Origin of the sequence: Modestobacter versicolor, assembly GCF_041028285.1 — a bacterium.
GTDB lineage: Bacteria > Actinomycetota > Actinomycetes > Mycobacteriales > Geodermatophilaceae > Modestobacter > Modestobacter versicolor_A.
The window spans coordinates 65,698-83,351 of sequence record NZ_JABGDB010000004.1 but is presented as its reverse complement, the minus strand read 5'-3'; the positions used below and the strand labels follow the sequence as shown (position 1 = coordinate 83,351).

The 17,654-nt window shown below is 74.6% G+C and carries 12 protein-coding genes; 10 read left to right on the top strand and 2 right to left on the bottom strand.

Annotation, left to right across the window (positions count from 1 at the left end):
- The first annotated feature begins 58 nt into the window (after positions 1 to 58).
- From HL054_RS14850 to ilvC, 5 genes are all read left to right on the top strand, one after another.
- A complete protein-coding gene (locus HL054_RS14850; RefSeq protein WP_369139780.1) occupies positions 59 to 2,779 on the top strand; it encodes a putative bifunctional diguanylate cyclase/phosphodiesterase in 2,721 nt (906 codons plus the stop codon).
- Positions 2,776 to 5,544, top strand: a complete 2,769-nt coding sequence (locus HL054_RS14845; RefSeq protein WP_369139779.1) for a putative bifunctional diguanylate cyclase/phosphodiesterase — start codon at positions 2,776 to 2,778, stop codon at positions 5,542 to 5,544. Before HL054_RS14850 ends, HL054_RS14845 begins: the two co-directional genes overlap by 4 nt.
- Positions 5,545 to 5,792: 248 nt before the next feature.
- Positions 5,793 to 7,712 carry an acetolactate synthase large subunit gene (locus HL054_RS14840; RefSeq protein ID WP_369139778.1) on the top strand — a complete coding sequence of 640 codons (1,920 nt, stop codon included), beginning with the start codon at positions 5,793 to 5,795 and terminating at the stop codon, positions 7,710 to 7,712.
- A gap of 91 nt (positions 7,713 to 7,803) precedes the next feature.
- The gene (gene ilvN, locus HL054_RS14835) at positions 7,804 to 8,334 is read left to right on the top strand and encodes an acetolactate synthase small subunit (RefSeq protein ID WP_369139777.1); all 531 of its coding nucleotides are present in this window, start codon (positions 7,804 to 7,806) and stop codon (positions 8,332 to 8,334) included.
- Positions 8,335 to 8,434: 100 nt separating this feature from the next.
- The gene (gene ilvC, locus HL054_RS14830) at positions 8,435 to 9,460 is read left to right on the top strand and encodes a ketol-acid reductoisomerase (protein WP_369139776.1); all 1,026 of its coding nucleotides are present in this window, start codon (positions 8,435 to 8,437) and stop codon (positions 9,458 to 9,460) included.
- Between the two features lie 89 nt (positions 9,461 to 9,549).
- On the opposite strand, the gene HL054_RS14825 is transcribed toward ilvC, so the two are convergent.
- The gene (locus HL054_RS14825; protein ID WP_369139775.1) at positions 9,550 to 10,476 is read right to left on the bottom strand and encodes a hypothetical protein; all 927 of its coding nucleotides are present in this window, start codon (positions 10,474 to 10,476) and stop codon (positions 9,550 to 9,552) included.
- A gap of 161 nt (positions 10,477 to 10,637) precedes the next feature.
- Here HL054_RS14825 and serA point away from each other — a divergent pair, with 161 nt between their 5' ends.
- Both serA and HL054_RS14815 read left to right on the top strand, forming a co-directional pair.
- Positions 10,638 to 12,239 (top strand): phosphoglycerate dehydrogenase, encoded by a 1,602-nt coding sequence (gene serA, locus HL054_RS14820; protein ID WP_369139774.1) that lies wholly within the window; start codon positions 10,638 to 10,640, stop codon positions 12,237 to 12,239.
- Positions 12,240 to 12,410: 171 nt separating this feature from the next.
- On the top strand, positions 12,411 to 13,433 hold the full coding sequence (locus HL054_RS14815; protein ID WP_369139773.1) for a 3-isopropylmalate dehydrogenase: 1,023 nt from the start codon (positions 12,411 to 12,413) through the stop codon (positions 13,431 to 13,433).
- Here HL054_RS14815 and HL054_RS14810 read toward each other — a convergent pair.
- Entirely contained in the window at positions 13,430 to 13,831 is a 402-nt protein-coding gene (locus tag HL054_RS14810) for a hypothetical protein (protein ID WP_369139772.1), read from the bottom strand. The genes HL054_RS14815 and HL054_RS14810 overlap by 4 nt on opposite strands.
- A gap of 236 nt (positions 13,832 to 14,067) precedes the next feature.
- Here HL054_RS14810 and cimA point away from each other — a divergent pair, with 236 nt between their 5' ends.
- The 3 genes from cimA (at position 14,068) to HL054_RS14795 (ending at position 17,646) form a co-directional block, all read left to right on the top strand.
- The gene (gene cimA / locus HL054_RS14805; RefSeq protein WP_369139771.1) at positions 14,068 to 15,663 is read left to right on the top strand and encodes a citramalate synthase; all 1,596 of its coding nucleotides are present in this window, start codon (positions 14,068 to 14,070) and stop codon (positions 15,661 to 15,663) included.
- Between the two features lie 343 nt (positions 15,664 to 16,006).
- Positions 16,007 to 16,873, top strand: a complete 867-nt coding sequence (locus tag HL054_RS14800) for an ABC transporter permease (protein ID WP_369139770.1) — start codon at positions 16,007 to 16,009, stop codon at positions 16,871 to 16,873.
- Positions 16,873 to 17,646, top strand: a complete 774-nt coding sequence (locus HL054_RS14795; RefSeq protein ID WP_369139769.1) for an ABC transporter permease — start codon at positions 16,873 to 16,875, stop codon at positions 17,644 to 17,646. The genes HL054_RS14800 and HL054_RS14795 overlap by 1 nt, the downstream gene beginning before the upstream one ends.
- The last annotated feature ends 8 nt before the right edge of the window (positions 17,647 to 17,654 follow it).

Genomic DNA, 17,654 nt, shown 5'->3' with positions numbered 1-17,654 from the left:
GGGTGAGGCGCCCCCTGCTGCACTGGTGCCGACGCCTCCGGGCGCCGACCTTCCTGGAGTGCAGCAGCAGCGCAGGCGCGTCCCGGGAGGGTGGCTGCTCGCCGTCCCGGTGACCACCGGGGCTGCGGGCGGTGTCGCCCCGCTGGTCGCCGACCTGCTGCTGCTGGCCGCCGCGCTGGGCGCCGTCGTGGTGCTCTGGCGCAACGGCGGGCGGGTCGCACCCGGGGCGCGGGGCTGGCGCAGCCTGCGCGGCTGGCGGCTGCTCGCCGTCGCCGTCGTCCTCGGCGTGGTCAGCAACGCGGCCGTCGGGTTGCTGGACGGCGTCTCCCGCGCCGGCCTGTTCGACCCGACGGACCAGCTGGTCCCGATGCCGGCGGTCGCCCTCGCGCTGGTCGCCGTCCTCACCCTGCCCACCGGTGCCCAGCTGCGCTCCGGTGGCGCCCGGCTGCTCACCGAGACCGCTCTCTTCTTCAGCGCCGCGATGGTGCTCGCGCAGGTCCTGGTCATCGGCCCCGCGCTCGACGGCCAGCCGCTGACCGCGCCGGACCGCCAGGTCCTCGAGCTGGCCTGCGTGCTGACCGCCGCGATCCTGTCCGCGGTGCTGGTGCTCGTCTCGCTGTCCTCCGGCGCGCGCCGGGCCAGCGGCGCGCTGCTGCTGCTGTCGGCCGGCACCTGGGCCGGCGCCCACGGGCTGGCCGTCGCCGGCGAGGAGCTCGCGCTGCCGCTGCTGACCAACGGCGTCACCGGGGCCCAGCTGTCCGCCCTGCTGCTGGTCTGCCTGGCCGCGCACCGCGACCCGGGCGCCGACGCCGTCGCCGCCCCCAGCCGCACCGCCGACCGGCTGAGCCTGGCCGGCCAGCTGCTGCCGCACGTCGTCCTGGTGGTGGCCGCCGGGGTGTACCTGGGTGCGCCGCTGCTCGGCGCCGACCCGTCCCACGCCGCCGGGGTCGCGCTGCTGTGCTGCCTCGCCCTCACCGCCGCCCAGCGCGCCGTGGCGGCGCGCGACGAGGCCCGCGTCGGCGGCCGGCTGCGCCGCAGCGAGGCCTACTTCCGCTCCCTGGTCCGGTCCAGCAGCGACGCAGTCCTCATCCTGGACGGCGAGCTGCGGGTCACCTGGGCCGCGCCCAGCCTGCGGCCCCCGGCCGGCGCACCCGCGCTGGTCGGCCGGCGGCTCGCCGAGGCGGTGCACCCCGAGGACGCCGAGGCGGTGCGGGCCTGGCTGGCCGGCGTGACCGCGCCCGGACCGAGCCCGCAGGTGCAGACCCCGGCGGCGCAGACCCCGGCGGCGCCGACCGGGCTGTGCGACTTCCGGCTGCGCGACGCCACCGGTGCCTGGCGGGTGCTGGAGGCCGGCGTCAGCGACCTGCGCGACGACGCCGACGTGCACGCCCTGGTGCTGCACTGCCGCGACGTCACCGCCCGGCTCGACCGCGAGCACGAGCTCAGCTCGCTCGCCTTCACCGACCCCCTCACCGGGCTGCCCAACCGGGCCGCCCAGCGGCTCGCGCTCTCCGGCCTGCTCGACGAGCTCGCCGCACCGGCCCCGGCCGAGGGCGCACCCGAGGACGTCGCGCTGCTGCTGATCGAGGTCCAGGGCCTCCGTGACGCCCACGACCACGCCGGCCGGGACGTCGTGGACGTCGCCCTGGTGGAGGTCGCCCGCCGGCTGCGCGCCACCGTGCGCGCCGAGGACCAGGTCGCCCGGATCGGCGTCGAGCTGTTCAGCGTGCTGGCCCACGGCACCGGCGACGAGCCCGACCGGGTCGCCGCCCGCTGCCTGTCGGTCATCGAGGCACCAGTCACCACCGAGGCCGGCATCGTCGACCTCACCGCCGCCGTCGGGCTGGCGCCGCTGCCCGCCGGGCTCACCCAGCGCGAGGTGGTCGACCGGGCCGAGCTGGCCCTGGTCGACGCCCGCGCGGCGGGTGCCGGCTCGGTGCGCCGCTACCGCGCCGAGCTGACCGCGGCCCGCGACCGCCGCGAGCAGCTGCGCCGCGACCTGGTCGGTGCCCGCGAGCGCGGCGAGCTGGGCCTGGTCTGGCAGCCGATCGTGGCGCTGGCCGACCACCGGGTCACCGGCGTCGAGGCGCTGCTGCGCTGGCGGCACCCGGTCTACGGCGACGTGCCACCGGACGAGTTCCTGCCGGTCGCCGAGCGCGCCGGCCTGGTCGTGGAGCTGCAGCGCTGGGTGCTCCGCACGGCGACCGCCGCGGCGGCCGCCCTCCCCGTGCACGGCGTGGAGCTGCGGCTGGGCGTGAACGTGTCCGGCCAGTACCTCACCGCCGGCACCCTGGTCGGCGACGTCACCTCGGCGCTGCGCGAGAGCGGGCTGTCCCCGGAGCGGCTGGTCGTGGAGATCGACGAGTCGGCGCTGGTCGGCGCGCACGTGGTGGCCGACGTCACCGCGCTGCGGCTGATGGGCGTGCACCTGGCGCTGGACGACTTCGGCCGCGGCAACTCGTCGCTGCCGGGGCTCGGCCGGCTGCCGGTCGACATCATCAAGCTGGACCGCGCGCTGCTGTCCCGCGTCGACCGCGACCCCTACACCCGCGCGGTGTGCGAGGCCGTCGTGGCCCTGGGCACCGCCCTGCACGTCGACGTGGTCGCCGAGGGCGTGGAGACCGCCAGCCAGCTCGGCGTGCTCAGCGGCCTCGGCTGCGGGTACGCGCAGGGCTTCCTGCTGTCCCGCCCGGTCGGCCTGGCCGGGCTGGTCGAGCTGCTGGCCGCCCACGACGGCCTGCTGTGGCCGGGCCTGGTCGGCCAGGGACGGACGTCGTGACCACCACCCCGCCGCCCGCACCCCCCGCAGCGACCGCCCGGACCCCCGAGCCGGCCGTCGCCTGGCCGCGGGCCGCGGTGCTGGGCCTGCTGGCCGCCGTCGCCGCCGGCCTCGGCGTCGCCGAGACGGTGTGGCCGCGCGCCTCCACCCACCTGGCCCCGGCGGTCCTGGCCGTCGCCTCGCTGGCGATCTGCGTCCTGGTCGTCCGGCACGAGCGCCGGCTGGACCGGGTGTCCGCGGCACCGTGGCGCGCGTTCGCGGTGCTGGCCGCGCTGCTGACGCTCGGGGTGGGCATCGCCGCCGTCCGCGGGGTGGGGGTCAACGCCACCTCCGCCGGCCTGCAGGACCTGCCGCTGGTGGCGGCGATCCCGTTCGCCCTCCTCGGCTGCGCCCGGCTGATCCGCTCGGCCACCACGGGCATCAGCGCCCGCATCGTGCTGGACGCGCTGGTGGCCCTGGTCGCGCTGGCGGTGCTGGTCGACGTGCTGCTCGGCGCCGTCCTGGGGCGGAGCCTGAGCTCGATCGACGGCCTGATGGTGCTGGGCTACCCGGCCCTCGGCGTGGTGCTGTGCACGGTCGGCCTGCTCACCTTCGCCGGCGTCGGCGAGGCCCGCCGGGGTGCGGCGGGGTGGCTGCTGGCCTGCTTCGCCTCGGTGGGCGTGGTCACCGTGAGCGGCGCCGTCGCCTCGGTCGACCCCTCGGCGCTCGCCGACGTCGTCACCGGGACGGCGTGGATGGCGATGCTCGCCTTCGGCACGCTGGCCATCGCCGCGGACCCCGGCCAGGCCACCGAGCCCGACGACGTCAGCGGCGTCCCGCTGCTGGGCGTGGTGATCAGCTACTGCGCGGCCTTCGGCGTCGTGCTCGTGCTGCTGGCCGGGCGCATCGCCGGGCGGCCGATCGACACCTTCGAGGCGGTCGCCGCCTCGCTGCTGCTGGTGCTCACGTTCGTGCGCAGCGTCGTCTGGGCCACCGACGGCGCCCGGCTCACCAAGCAGGTTCTGCGCACCGAGGCCTACTTCCGCACCCTGGTGCACAGCGCCGCGGACATCACCATCGTGCTCGACCAGCACGGCCGGATCACCTGGGACTCCGGCGCCGGGCACCACCCGCACGGCTGGACGGCGCGGGAGCTCGAGGGCCGGCGGCTGGTCGAGTTCGTCCACGCCGACGACCGGGCCGAGCTGGTGGCGGCGCTGGCGGCCGGCTCGGACCCCGACCAGGGCCGCGGGCGGACCTTCCGGCTGCGGGCCCGGGACGGCCGGTGGCCGGTCTACGAGACCGTGCGCGTCGTCGCCTCCGGGGCGCTGCTGGGGCCCACCGCCGAGGTCGCCCCGCCCGCCGGCACGACCGGCCTCGTGCTCCACCTGCGCGACGTCGACGACCGGCGGCGGACCGAGCTCGAGCTCGAGCGGATGGCCTACACCGACTACCTGACCGGGCTGCCCAACCGGGCCCGGCTGATGGCGGCGCTCGACAGGGCGCGCAGCCGCGCCACCGAGGGCGAGCAGGTCTGCCTGCTGCTGCTGGACCTGGACGGCTTCAAGGCGGTCAACGACGTCGCCGGGCACGAGGCCGGCGACCTGCTGCTGGTCGAGGTGGCCGACCGGCTGCGGGCGACCGTGCGCGACCGGGACCTGGTCGCCCGGCTGGGCGGCGACGAGTTCGCCGTCGTGGTGCGGGCCGGGCTGGACGAGGCGACCCAGCTCGCCGAGCGGATCGTCACCGAGCTGGCCGGGGTGCACCGCTCCGTGCCGACCCCCGGGCCCGACCCGGACCTGGTCTTCGACGTCTCCTGCAGCATCGGGGTCACCGGGCTGGACCCGGCCGAGGAGGTGCCGGTCGCCATCCGCAACGCCGACCTGGCGCTGCGGGCGGCCAAGGCCGCCGGCAAGGGTCGGGTCCGCCGCCACGGCGAGACCGCCGACAGCGTCACCGTGCGCCGCACCCGGCTGGCCCGCGACCTGCCCGACGCGCTGTCCCGGGGGCAGCTGCGGCTGGTCTACCAACCGGTGGTGGGCACCCGGGAGCGCCGGGTGCTCGGCATCGAGGCGCTGGTCCGCTGGGACCACCCGGTGCTGGGCGAGGTGTCGCCGGAGGAGTTCGTGCCGCTCGCCGAGGACGACGGGCTGATCGTGCCGCTGCAGCGCTGGGTGCTGGAGCAGGCCACCGCCGAGCTGGCCGGCCAGCTGGCCCAGGGGCGGGACCTGCAGCTGGGGGTGAACATCAGCGTCCGGCACCTGCAGTCCGGGAGCCTGGTGCCCGACGTCGCCGCAGCGCTGGCCAAGGCGGGCGTGCCCCCGCACCGGTTGATGCTCGAGGTCACCGAGTCGCTGTTCATCGGCCAGCCCGACCGGGCCGACGGCGACCTGCAGACGCTGCACGACATGGGCTGCGTCATCTCCCTCGACGACTTCGGCCGCGGCTACTCGACCTTCGCCTACCTGGCCCGGCTGCCGGTCGACGTGCTCAAGATGGACCGGGAGTTCCTGGCCGGGATCGAGGACGACGAGCGCGGCGCCGCCCTGGTGCACAGCGTCATCGAGCTGGGCCGCCGGCTGTCGATCGACGTCGTCGCCGAGGGCGTGGAGACCACCGGCCAACTGGCCACCCTCACCGGGCTGGGCTGCCGCTTCCTGCAGGGCTTCCTGCTGGGGCGGCCGGCCGGCGCCGACGAGCTGGGCGCGCTCATCGACGCCTTCGACCCGCGGCTGCTGGACGCCGCGGTGCCGCCCGGGGTCGTCGCCGTCCCAGTGGGTGAGTGACCGCGTCCCAACCAGTGGTACGGGTCGGTTGACGCCGACCGCTCGGGGGGCGCACAGTGTGACCGTGCCCCGCACTCGTCTGCTCGTAGCGATCCGCTAGCGCGCCGGTCCCCCCGACCGACGCGCCACCCCTCCGTGCCATCGGCACGAGGGGTTTTTTGTTGGCCGGGCGCCGTCCGGCCGACCCACCGGACCCGCGACAGCCGTCCGCCGCAGCACCCCACCCCGCGCCCAGGGAGATCAGCGAGATGAGCACCACCAGCAGCCCCGGCCGCACCGCCGCGCCGGGAGCCGGCCCCGCGCCGGCCACCCCCACCGGGCCCACCGAGGCCGCCGCCGCAGCGACCCTCGGCGTCGAGACCACCGCCCGGACGATGGCGGAGGCGGCGCACGAGCCGGCCACCGGCATCACCGGCGCGCAGAGCCTGGTCCGCTCGCTCGAGGCCGTCGGGGTCGAGGTCGCCTTCGGCATCCCCGGCGGGGCGATCCTCCCGCTCTACGACCCGCTGTTCGACTCCCGGATCCGGCACGTGCTGGTCCGGCACGAGCAGGGCGCCGGGCACGCGGCCACCGGGTACGCGCAGGCCACCGGCCGGGTCGGCGTCTGCATGGCGACCTCCGGCCCGGGGGCCACGAACCTGGTCACCCCGCTGGCCGACGCCTACATGGACTCGGTGCCGATCGTCGCCATCACCGGGCAGGTGTCGACCGGCTTCATCGGGACCGACGCCTTCCAGGAGGCCGACATCCGCGGCATCACGATGCCGGTCACCAAGCACAGCTTCCTGGTCACCTCGGCCGACGAGATCCCGCAGCGCATCGCCGAGGCCTTCCACCTGGCCAGCACCGGCCGGCCCGGGCCGGTGCTCGTCGACGTCCCCAAGGACGTCCTGCAGGCGACCACCGACTTCTCCTGGCCGCCGCGGATCGACCTGCCCGGCTACAAGCCGACCACCCGCCCGCACGGCAAGCAGGTGCGGGAGGCCGCGGCCCTGATCGCCGGGGCCCGCCAGCCGGTGCTCTACGTCGGCGGCGGCGTGCTCAAGGCCGGCGCCAGCGAGGAGCTGACGCAGCTGGCCGAGCTCACCGGCGCACCGGTGGTCACCACGCTGATGGCCCGCGGCGCGTTCCCCGACAGCCACCCGCTGAACCTGGGCATGCCCGGGATGCACGGCAACGTCACCGCGGTCACCGCGCTGCAGAAGGCCGACCTGCTGGTCGCCCTCGGCGCCCGCTTCGACGACCGGGTCACCGGCGAGCTGTCCAGCTTCGCGCCGCACGCCGCGGTGGTCCACGCCGACATCGACCCGGCCGAGATCGGCAAGAACCGCAAGGCCGACGTCCCGATCGTGGGCGACGCCAAGGCGACCATCGCCGAGCTGGTCTCCGCGCTGCGGGCCGAGCACCAGGCCGGCCGCACGCCGGACCTGACCGCCTGGTGGGAGCAGCTGGAGGACTGGCGGGCGCGCTACCCGCTGGGCTACGACTGGCCCGAGGACGGCGCCCTGTCGCCGCAGTACGTCATCGAGCGGCTGGGCGCGATCGCCGGGCCGGACGCGATCTACGCCTCCGGCGTCGGCCAGCACCAGATGTGGGCCGCGCAGTTCATCAAGTACGAGAAGCCGGGCACCTGGCTCAACAGCGGCGGGCTGGGCACGATGGGCTACGCCGTCCCCGCGGCGATGGGCGCCAAGTACGGCATGCCGGGCACCACGGTGTGGGCCATCGACGGCGACGGCTGCTTCCAGATGACCAACCAGGAGCTGGCCACCTGCGCCATCGAGGGCATCCCGATCAAGGTCGCCGTGATCAACAACGGCAACCTCGGCATGGTCCGGCAGTGGCAGACCCTCTTCTACGAGGGCCGCTACTCCAACACCCACCTCAACACGCACGGTGCCGGGCCCGGGCAGGGCAAGCCGGTGCGCATCCCCGACTTCGTCACCCTGGCCGAGGCGCTGGGCTGCGTCGGGCTGCGCTGCGAGACCAGGGACGACGTCGACGCGGTGATCGAGAAGGCGATGGCGATCAACGACGCCCCCGTCGTCATCGACTTCGTCGTCGGCTCGGACGCCCAGGTGTGGCCGATGGTGGCCGCCGGGGCGAGCAACGACGCGATCCTCGCCGCGCGCGACGTGCGCCCGGTCTTCGGAGAAGGGCAAGTCTGATGAAGGACCCCGTCTCCCCCCACCACTCGCTCCGCTCGCGGCGGGCCCCTGAGACGGGGCCGGACCGCATCCAGGAAGAAGGACCCCGCTCATGACACGGCACACCTTGTCCGTCCTGGTCGAGAACAAGTCCGGTGTGCTGGCCCGGGTGTCGGCGCTGTTCAGCCGGCGCGGGTTCAACATCGAGTCGCTGGCCGTCGGGCCGACCGAGAACCCCGACCTCTCCCGGATGACGATCGTCGCCGACGCGGAGTCCCAGCCGCTGGAGCAGATCACCAAGCAGCTGAACAAGCTGATCGAGGTCATCAAGATCGTCGAGCTGGACGGCGGGGCCGCGGTGCAGCGCGAGCTGCTGCTGGTCAAGGTCCGCGCCCCGCTGGCCGACCGGCACCAGGTGCTGCAGACCGCCGAGCTCTTCCGCGCCCGGGTCATCGACGTCAACGTCGACACGGTGACCCTCGAGGCCACCGGGACGCCGGACAAGCTGCAGGCGCTGATCGCCGTCCTCGCCCCGCTGGGCATCAAGGAGATGGCCCAGTCCGGCACCGTCGCGCTGGGCCGCGGTCCGCGGTCGATGAGCGGCGCCGGTACCTTGCGCCCGGTCGACCAGCGCTCCGCCTGATCAAGGACCTCGTCGCCCCCACGACACGCTCCGCGCGCCGCGGGTCCCTGCGACGAGGCCGTTCCATCCCCCCACCACGAACTGAAGGAGCACGAACCGCATGGCCGCCGAGATCTTCTACGACGACGACGCCGACCTCTCGATCATCCAGGGGCGCACCGTCGCGGTCCTGGGCTACGGCAGCCAGGGCCACGCCCACGCGCTGTCGCTGCGCGACTCCGGCGTCGACGTCCGCGTCGGCCTGCCCGAGGGCTCCAAGAGCCGGGCCAAGGCCGAGGCCGAGGGCCTGCGCGTGGTCACCCCCGCCGAGGCGTCGGCCGAGGCCGACCTGATCATGATCCTGGCGCCGGACCACGTGCAGCGGAAGCTGTACGCCGAGTCGGTCGAGCCCAACCTGCAGGACGGCGACGCGCTGTTCTTCGGCCACGGCTTCAACATCCGCTTCGGCTACATCAAGCCCCCGGCCGGCGTGGACGTGGCCATGGTCGCCCCCAAGGGCCCGGGCCACCTGGTGCGCCGCGAGTTCAGCGACGGCAAGGGCGTGCCCTGCCTGATCGCCGTCGAGCAGGACGCCAGCGGCGCCGCCCAGTCCCTGGCGCTGTCCTACGCCAAGGGCATCGGCGGCACGCGGGCCGGCGTCATCAAGACGACGTTCGCCGAGGAGACCGAGACCGACCTGTTCGGCGAGCAGGCCGTGCTCTGCGGCGGCATGTCGGCGCTGGTGACCGCCGGGTTCGAGACCCTCACCGAGGCCGGCTACCAGCCCGAGATCGCCTACTTCGAGTGCCTGCACGAGCTCAAGCTGATCGTCGACCTGATGTACGAGGGCGGCATCGCCAAGCAGCGCTGGTCGGTGTCGGACACCGCCGAGTACGGCGACTACACCTCCGGCCCGAAGGTCATCGACGCCCGCGTGAAGGACACGATGAAGGACGTCCTGACCGCGATCCAGGACGGCTCCTGGGCCGCCGGCTTCATCGCCGACCAGGACGCCGGCGCACCGGACTTCAAGGCGAAGCGGGCCGCCGCCGAGGCGCACCCGATCGAGGAGACCGGCCGCCAGCTGCGCGGCCTGATGAGCTGGGTCAGCGCCACCGACGACTACACCGGCACCGCCGCGCGGTAACCCGCGCCGCACGCACGAGCGCCCCCGCAGCGACCTGCTGCGGGGGCCCTCGTGCGTCCACCGGCGTTCGTCCCGCCGGCGGCGGGCGATCAGCGGGCGGCGAGCGCCCGGCGCTGGCGGTGCGCGGCGAAGTGCTGCGCCGACGAGCGCAGGCACAGCAGCACCAGCATCGCCAGCGAGGCCAGGAAGAGCACCAGCAGGAAGACGATCCCGCCGGCGTCGCTGGAGGAACCGCTGTCGACGAGGGTGCCGATGGTGCCGAACAGGAAGAACAGCCCGGTGGCCGCGACCGAGATCGACGAGCCCACGAGCAGCAGCACCCGGCTGCGCCCGCGCAGCGCCAGGATGCTGCCCCAGACCATCACCACGGTCCAGGCCAGCGCGAGCAGCGCCAGGAGCACCAGCACGGCCCGGACGTCGCCGATGCCGGACGCCGTGGTCCCGGTGTCGATGCTGGGGTCGCTGTCCTCCAGCGCGTCGACCAGGTCGTCGATCACCGCCCCGCCGGCCAGGAAGGCCACGGTCACCAGCAGGCCCATGGCCGCGTGCACCAGCCCGAGCACCGCGGCGGTGATCACCGAGCCCGGGCGGGCCGGCTGGGCGTCGCCGTAGGGCGAGCCACCGTAGGGCGACTGGCCGTAGGCGACCTGCCCGTACCCGGCCTGGCCGCCGTAGGGCTGCTGCCCGTACGGGGCCGGCTGGCCGTGCTGCTGCTGGCCGTACTGCTCCTGGCCGTACTGCTGCCCGTACGGCGCCTGCCCGTACTGCCCGTACGGCGCCTGCCCGTACTGGCCGTACGGGGGCTGCTGCCCGTACTGCGGCTGCTGGCCGTAGGACGGCTCCCCGTACGGGGACGGCTGCTCCGGGCCCGGCGCCGGGACGGCGGGGGAGGAGCCGGCGGCGGAGGCGCCCGTCCCGGACGTGCCGCCCTCCGGCGGGGCCTGCCACCCACCCGGCTGCTGGCCGAACGGGGTCGTCTCCTGACGGCCCTGGGCGTCGTCCCGGTCGTTGCTCATGGTCTCCTCCGCACGGGCCGGTGGCACCGGCGCTCGGCCCAGGATGGCGGTGCCCGTGGGGGTGGGCAAGCAACCGCCCCCCGGACGGGCGGCGTCCACCCAGTGGGACCGGGAGGCACCGGCGGCCCGCGTGGGCGGGGTCGTCCCTACGCTGTGCTCCTGTGACCACGACCGCGCCCGTCGTCCTGATCGCCGAAGAGCTGGCACCCAGCGTGCTGGAGGTGCTCGGCGGCGACGTCGAGATCCGGCACGTCGACGGCGCCGACCGCAGCGCCCTGCTCCCGGCGCTCGCCGAGGCCTCGGCCGTGCTGATCCGCTCGGCCACCCAGATGGACGCCGAGGCGCTCGCGGCGGCCCCGCTGCTCAAGGTCGTGGCGCGGGCCGGCATCGGGCTGGACAACGTCGACGTCCCGGCCGCCACCGAGCGGGGTGTGCTGGTCGTCAACGCCCCGACCTCCAACATCGTCAGCGCCGCCGAGCACGCCGTCGCGCTGCTGCTCGCCGCCGCCCGGCACATCCCGGCCGCGGACGCCTCGCTCCGCGAGGGCCGGTGGGCCCGGTCGAAGTTCACCGGCGTCGAGGTCACCGAGAAGACCGTGGGCGTCGTGGGGCTGGGCCGGATCGGGGTGCTGGTCGCCCAGCGGCTGGCCGCCTTCGGCGTCACCCTCATCGCCTACGACCCCTACATCCAGGCCGGCCGCGCCGCCCAGCTCGGCGTCCGGCTGGTGTCGCTCGACGAGCTGCTGCGCGAGTCGGACTTCATCACCATCCACCTGCCCAAGACCCCCGAGACCCTCGGCCTGATCGGCGCCGAGCAGCTCGCGGCCACCAAGCGGGGCGTGATCATCGTCAACGCCGCCCGCGGCGGGCTGGTCGACGAGGCGGCGCTGGCCGAGGCGCTGGAGTCCGGCCAGGTCGGCGCGGCCGGCATCGACGTCTACGCCAAGGAGCCGTGCACCGACAGCCCGCTGTTCGGGCTGCCCAACGTCGTGGTCACCCCGCACCTGGGCGCCTCGACCACCGAGGCGCAGGACAAGGCCGGCACCGCGGTGGCGCGCAGCGTGCGGCTGGCGCTGCAGGGCGAGTTCGTGCCCGACGCGGTGAACGTGCAGGCCGGCGGGGTGGTCGCCGAGGACATCCGGCCCGGGCTGCCGCTGGCGGAGAAGCTCGGCCGGGTCTTCACCGCGCTCGCCGGTGGCCTGGCCCAGTCGGTCGCCGTCGAGGTGCAGGGCAAGATCGCCGAGTTCGACGTCTCGGTGATCCAGCTGGCCGTGCTGCGCGGTGTCTTCACCGACGTGGTCGAGGAGGCCGTCACCTACGTCAACGCGCCGCTGCTGGCCGACCAGCGCGGCCTGGACGTGACGCTGTCGAGCAACACCGAGAGCCCGGACTACCGCAACCTGATCACGGTGCGCGGCGCGATGGCCGACGGCACGGCGGTGACGGTGTCCGGCACGCTGTACGGCAAGAACCAGGTGCCCAAGCTGACCGAGGTCGACGGCTTCGACGTCGACCTGACCGCCGACGGCTACCTGCTCTTCTTCGTCTACGCCGACCGCCCGGGCATCGTCGGCACCGTCGGCGCCGCGCTCGGCGAGGCGGGGATCAACATCGCCGGCGCGCAGGTGAGCCGGCCGACCCAGGACGGCGAGGCGCTGATGGCGATCACCGTCGACAACCCGGTCAGCAACGAGCTGCTGGCCGACATCGCCGGCCGGATCGGTGCCCGGCGGGCGCAGGCCGCCGACCTCACCCCGAGCTGAGCCGCCCGGCGCCGCAGCGCCGTCCCGGCCCGGGGCCGCGTCGTCCGCCCGGACGGCGCGGCCCCGTCGGGTCCCCGGACGGTGCTCCGGGGGACGCCGGGGGACCCCGCAGGGCGCTCCGGCGTGTGCGGGTGCAGGTCCACCACCCGGCGCCCACTAACCTCTGGCCTCATGCGCCTGGCAGTGGTCCCTGGAGACGGCATCGGTCCCGAGGTCGTGGCGGAGGGGCTCAAGGTCCTCGCCGCGGTCGCACCGGACATCGAGAGCACCCCGTACGACCTGGGGGCGGCGCGCTGGCACCGCACCGGTGAGCTGCTGCCGGACTCGGTGCTCGACGAGCTGCGCCAGCACGACGCGATCCTGCTCGGCGCGGTCGGCGACCCGGGTGTGCCCAGCGGGATCCTGGAGCGCGGCCTGCTGCTGAAGCTGCGCTTCGAGCTCGACCACCACGTCAACCTGCGGCCGGCGAAGCTCTACGACGGGGTGCGCAGCCCGCTGGCCGCCCCCGGCGAGATCGACATGCTCTGCGTCCGCGAGGGCACCGAGGGTCCCTACGTGGGCAACGGCGGCGTGCTCCGCCGGGACACGCCGCACGAGATCGCCACCGAGGTCAGCCTGAACACCGCCTTCGGTGTCGAGCGGGTGGTCCGGTACGCGTTCGAGCGGGCCGTCGCGCGCCCCCGCAAGCACCTCACGCTGATCCACAAGACCAACGTGCTCACCTTCGCCGGCTCGCTGTGGTCGCGCACCGTCGAGGAGCTCTCGCCGGAGTTCCCCGAGGTCACCGTCGCCTACCAGCACGTCGACGCCGCAGCGATGTTCTTCATCACCGACCCGGCCCGCTACGACGTGATCGTCACCGACAACCTGTTCGGCGACATCGTCACCGACGTGGCCGCGGCCGTCACCGGTGGCATCGGACTGGCCGCGAGCGGCAACCTGGACGTGTCGGGCACCAACCCGAGCATGTTCGAGCCGGTGCACGGGTCGGCGCCCGACATCGCCGGGCAGGGGATCGCCGACCCGACCGCCACGGTGCTGTCGGTCGGGATGCTGCTGGACCACCTGGGCCGGCCGGAGCTGGCCAAGCGGGTCAACGCCGCCGTGGCCTTCGACCTGTCCACCCGCGAGCCGAAGGCGACCATCCGGACCGCCGAGATCGGCGACCGGCTGGCCGCCCTCTCCGGCGGCTAGGGGGCCTCGCTCCGCAGCAGGTCACCGGCCGGCACCGGCAGCACCGCGAGGGCGCCCGCCTCCCCGGGAGCGGGCCACTCGGGGCGCAGCGTCAGCTGGGTGGGCGACACCTCGACCAGCACGGTGGGCTGCCACGGCCAGTCCGGCGCCGGGTCGCGGGCGTCGGTCAGACCGCGGGGGAGGGGGCTGGGCAGCCGGCACCACCAGCGGCCGTCCAGCAGCGCCAGGCCGCGGGCGGACAGCAGCGCCGTCGCCTCCTCGGCCGCCAGCGCCCCGCCGACCACGGTGCCGGCCAGGGTCATCGGGACGACGAGGCCGTCGCCGGCCGGGGCGGGCGCCAGGTAGCCGACGCGCTCGCCGTCCGCCGGGCGGTGGACGACCTCCCAGGTGGTGGTCACGGGTCCTCCCTCTCGATCGGCCGTGATCGTGCCGTGCGCGCGGGGGCGTCGTCACCCGCATTCCGGGGCGGTGGGCTGCCGGGGCGCGGGCGGGCTGTGCTGTACTGGTGGTGATGGACGCCACCCGCACGATCATCATCAGCTAGCGCGCAGTCACCTCCCCGACCGCGCGCAACCTCCCGTACCCCGGGAGGTTTTTTCGTGTCCGGGCCAGAAACGACTCACCGGGAGAACCCGTGGCCACCGAAGCCGCCCTCGACTTCCACGTCTTCGACACCACCCTGCGCGACGGCGCGCAGCGTGAGGGCGTGAGCTACTCCGTCGCCGACAAGCTCGCCGTCGCGCGGCTGCTCGACGAGATCGGGGTCGGCTTCATCGAGGGCGGCTGGCCCGGCGCGCTGCCCAAGGACACCGAGTTCTTCGCCCGGGCGCGCACCGAGCTCTCGCTGCGGCACGCCCAGCTGGTGGCGTTCGGCGCGACCCGCAAGGCCGGCGTCCCGGTGGCCGAGGACCCGCAGGTGCAGGCGCTGCTGGACGCGCAGACGCCGGTGGTGTGCCTGGTCGCGAAGTCCGACGTCCGGCACGTGCGCGAGGCGCTGCGGACCACGCTGGAGGAGAACCTGGCGATGGTGGCCGACACCGTCGCCCACCTCGTCGGCCACGGACGGCGGGTCTTCGTCGACTGCGAGCACTTCTTCGACGGGTACGCCGCCGACCGCGACTACGGCGTCCAGGTGCTGCAGACGGCGTTCGCCGCCGGCGCGGAGGTCGGCGTCCTGTGCGACACCAACGGCGGGATGCTCCCGATGGGGGTGGGCCGGGTCGTCGCCGACGTCCGGGCGCGCACCACGGGGAAGCTGGGCATCCACTGCCAGGACGACACCGGCTGCGCGGTCGCCAACACGCTGGCCGCCGTGGAGGCCGGGGTGACGCACGTGCAGGGCACGGCCAACGGCTACGGCGAGCGGGCCGGCAACGCCGACACCTTCGCGCTGATCGGCAACCTGGTCACCAAGATGGGGCTGCCGGTCGTGCCGGCGGAGTGCCTGCCCGAGCTCAAGCGGGTCAGCCACGCCATCGCCGAGCTGGCCAACATCGCCCCCGACGACCACCAGCCCTTCGTCGGCGCCTCGGCGTTCGCGCACAAGGCCGGGCTGCACGCCAGCGCCATCAAGGTGCGCCCACAGCTGTACAACCACCTCGAGCCGGAGGTGGTCGGCAACGACATGCGCATCCTGGTGACCGAGATGGCCGGCCGGGCGTCGATCGAGCTGAAGGGCCGCGAGCTGGGCGTCGACCTGGCGGGTCAGGCGGACGCGATCGGCCGGGTCGTGGACCAGGTGAAGGTGCTGGAGGCCGACGGCTGGTCCTTCGAGGCCGCCGACGCCTCCTTCGAGCTGCTGCTGCGCGCCGAGCTGCCCGGTGCGCCCGAGCCGCTGTTCGAGCTGGAGAGCTACCGCACCTCGGTCGAGCACTGGGGCAACGGCGTGGTGGTGAGCGAGGCGACGGTCAAGGTGCACGTGGACGGCGAGCGGATCATCAGCACCGGGGAGGGCAACGGCCCGGTCAACGCGCTGGACACCGCGCTGCGGCAGGCGCTGGTGGGCCGGTACCCGCAGCTGGCCGGCATGTCGCTGGCCGACTACAAGGTCCGCATCCTCGGCTGGAAGGGCGGCACCAGCGCCACCACCCGGGTGCTCGTCGACAGCACCGACGGGGCGGGTGAGTGGACCACCGTCGGGGTGCACGACAACATCGTCGAGGCCTCCTGGCACGCGCTGGTCGACGCGATGACCTACGCCGTCCGGCACCGCCCACCGGTGGCCGGCTGACCCGCTGCCCCCCCGGCCGGGGTCCGCCCCACCCCGGCCGAGGGCGGTTGCGGGCGCTCCGGAAACGGGGTGTCCGCCGGCCCCGCAGGCCGGTCCCGTGCCTGGTGAGCGGTCCGGACGGCGGAGTTGCGGTGTCAACCGACGAGTCGCGCGCCGGGTGGCCTACTGTGAGCCAGTACACAGGTAACCTGTCGCCCACTCGCGTCCTCGGGGACCGCGGCGCCGCCCTTCCGCGCCACGGCCGGCGAGGGCGCGACGCCCACCCCTGATGGCCTCCGGACCCATCACCCACCACGGAGGACGCCGTGCCGACACAGCTCGCGGTCCCGGGTCCGGGGTCGACGTGACCCGGTCCCCGACCGCACCGGTCGTGGCGCCGGGGCCGGCCGCCGGGGAGCCCGGCGGGACGGCCCGGCGCAGCGGCTCGCGCCGGTCGCCGGGGGACTCCCCGCTGTTCCTGGGTGCCTGCGGCCTCCTCGCACTGGTCGCGGCCTTCGAGGTGCTGCCCCGCACCGGCGTGCTGGACCGGCGGTTCTTCCCGACGTCGTCGGAGATCGGCGCGGCCCTGGTCGACCAGGCGCAGCAGTCGGCCTTCTGGCTCGCCGTGTGGGACACCCTGCGCGGCTGGGCGCTCGGCCTGGCCATCGCGGCGGTCGCCGGGATCGTCCTCGGCATCGTGATCGGCAGCTCCCGCCTGCTGCGCGAGGTCACCGCCTCCACGATCGAGTTCCTCCGGCCGATCCCGTCGGTGGCGCTGATCCCGCTGGCCGTGCTGCTCTTCGGCACCGCGCTGGAGAGCAAGCTGCTGCTGGTCGTCTACGCGGCGTTCTTCCAGATGCTGATCCAGGTGCTCTACGGCGTCCAGGACGTCGACCCGGTCGCCCAGGACACCGCCGCCGCCTACCGGTTCAGCTTCGTGGCCCGGATCCGGTACGTCACCTGGCCCACCGCGCTGCCCTACGTCATGACCGGGCTGCGGCTGTCGGCAGCCGTCGCGCTGATCCTCGCGGTCACCGCCGAGCTGGTGATCGGCAACCCGGGACTGGGCAACCGCCTCGCCGTGGCGCAGACCAGCGGCGCGATCGGTGCGACCTACGCGCTGGTGGTGGTCGCGGGCCTGCTCGGCGTCGTCGTCAACCTGGTGTTCCGCACCATCGAGCGCCGGGCGCTGAGCTGGCACCCCTCCCAGCGCGGGGAGGTGGCCCTCTAGTGGCCGTCCTGCGCCGCACGCTGCTCGCGGTGGGGCTGCCCGTCGTCCTGCTGACCCTGTGGTGGGTGACCTCGGCCGGCAGCACCAACTTCTACTTCCCGCCGCTGTCGGAGATCGTCGACAGCCTGGTGGCGGAGTGGTTCGGGCCCCGGCTGGCCGACGACGTGTTCCCCAGCCTCGTCCGCCTCCTCACCGGCTACGCGATCGCCGCGGTCGCCGCGATCACCCTCGGGGTGCTGATCGGCACCTACAAGCGGCTCCGCGACGTGCTCGAGCCGGTCCTGGAGTTCTTCCGGGCCATCCCGCCGCCGGTGGTCGTGCCGATCCTCATGCTCGTCTTCGGCATCGAGAACACCATGAAGATCGTGGTCATCGCCTTCGGCTGCACCTGGCCGATCCTGCTGAACACCACCGAGGGCGTGCGGGCCGTCGACAGCGTGCTGTCCGACACCGCGCGGACCTACCGGATCAGCGGGGCGGCCCGCCTGCGCCACCTGGTCCTGCCGGCAGCCAGCCCGCAGATCTTCGCCGGCCTCCGGCAGGGGCTCTCGGTGGCGATCATCCTGATGGTCATCAGCGAGCTCTTCGGCGCCAGCGACGGTCTGGGCTTCGCCATCGTGCAGGCGCAGCGCAGCTTCAACATCCCGGAGATGTGGGCGGGCATGCTCATGCTCGGGCTGCTGGGCTTCCTGCTCTCGCTGCTGTTCCGCCTGGTGGAGAGCCGGTGGCTGGCCTGGTACCACGGCCTGCGCCGGGCGCAGCGCGCCGGCTGACCGCCCTC

What these genes read in the sequence shown, in the direction of transcription:
- HL054_RS14840 (WP_369139778.1), top strand. Translation starts at nt 5,793, where the DNA reads ATGAGCACCACCAGCAGCCCCGGCCGCACCGCCGCGCCGGGAGCCGGC.
- ilvN (WP_369139777.1), top strand. Translation starts at nt 7,804, where the DNA reads ATGACACGGCACACCTTGTCCGTCCTGGTCGAGAACAAGTCCGGTGTG.
- ilvC (WP_369139776.1), top strand. Translation starts at nt 8,435, where the DNA reads ATGGCCGCCGAGATCTTCTACGACGACGACGCCGACCTCTCGATCATC.
- HL054_RS14825 (WP_369139775.1), bottom strand. Translation starts at nt 10,476, where the DNA reads ATGAGCAACGACCGGGACGACGCCCAGGGCCGTCAGGAGACGACCCCG.
- HL054_RS14815 (WP_369139773.1), top strand. Translation starts at nt 12,411, where the DNA reads ATGCGCCTGGCAGTGGTCCCTGGAGACGGCATCGGTCCCGAGGTCGTG.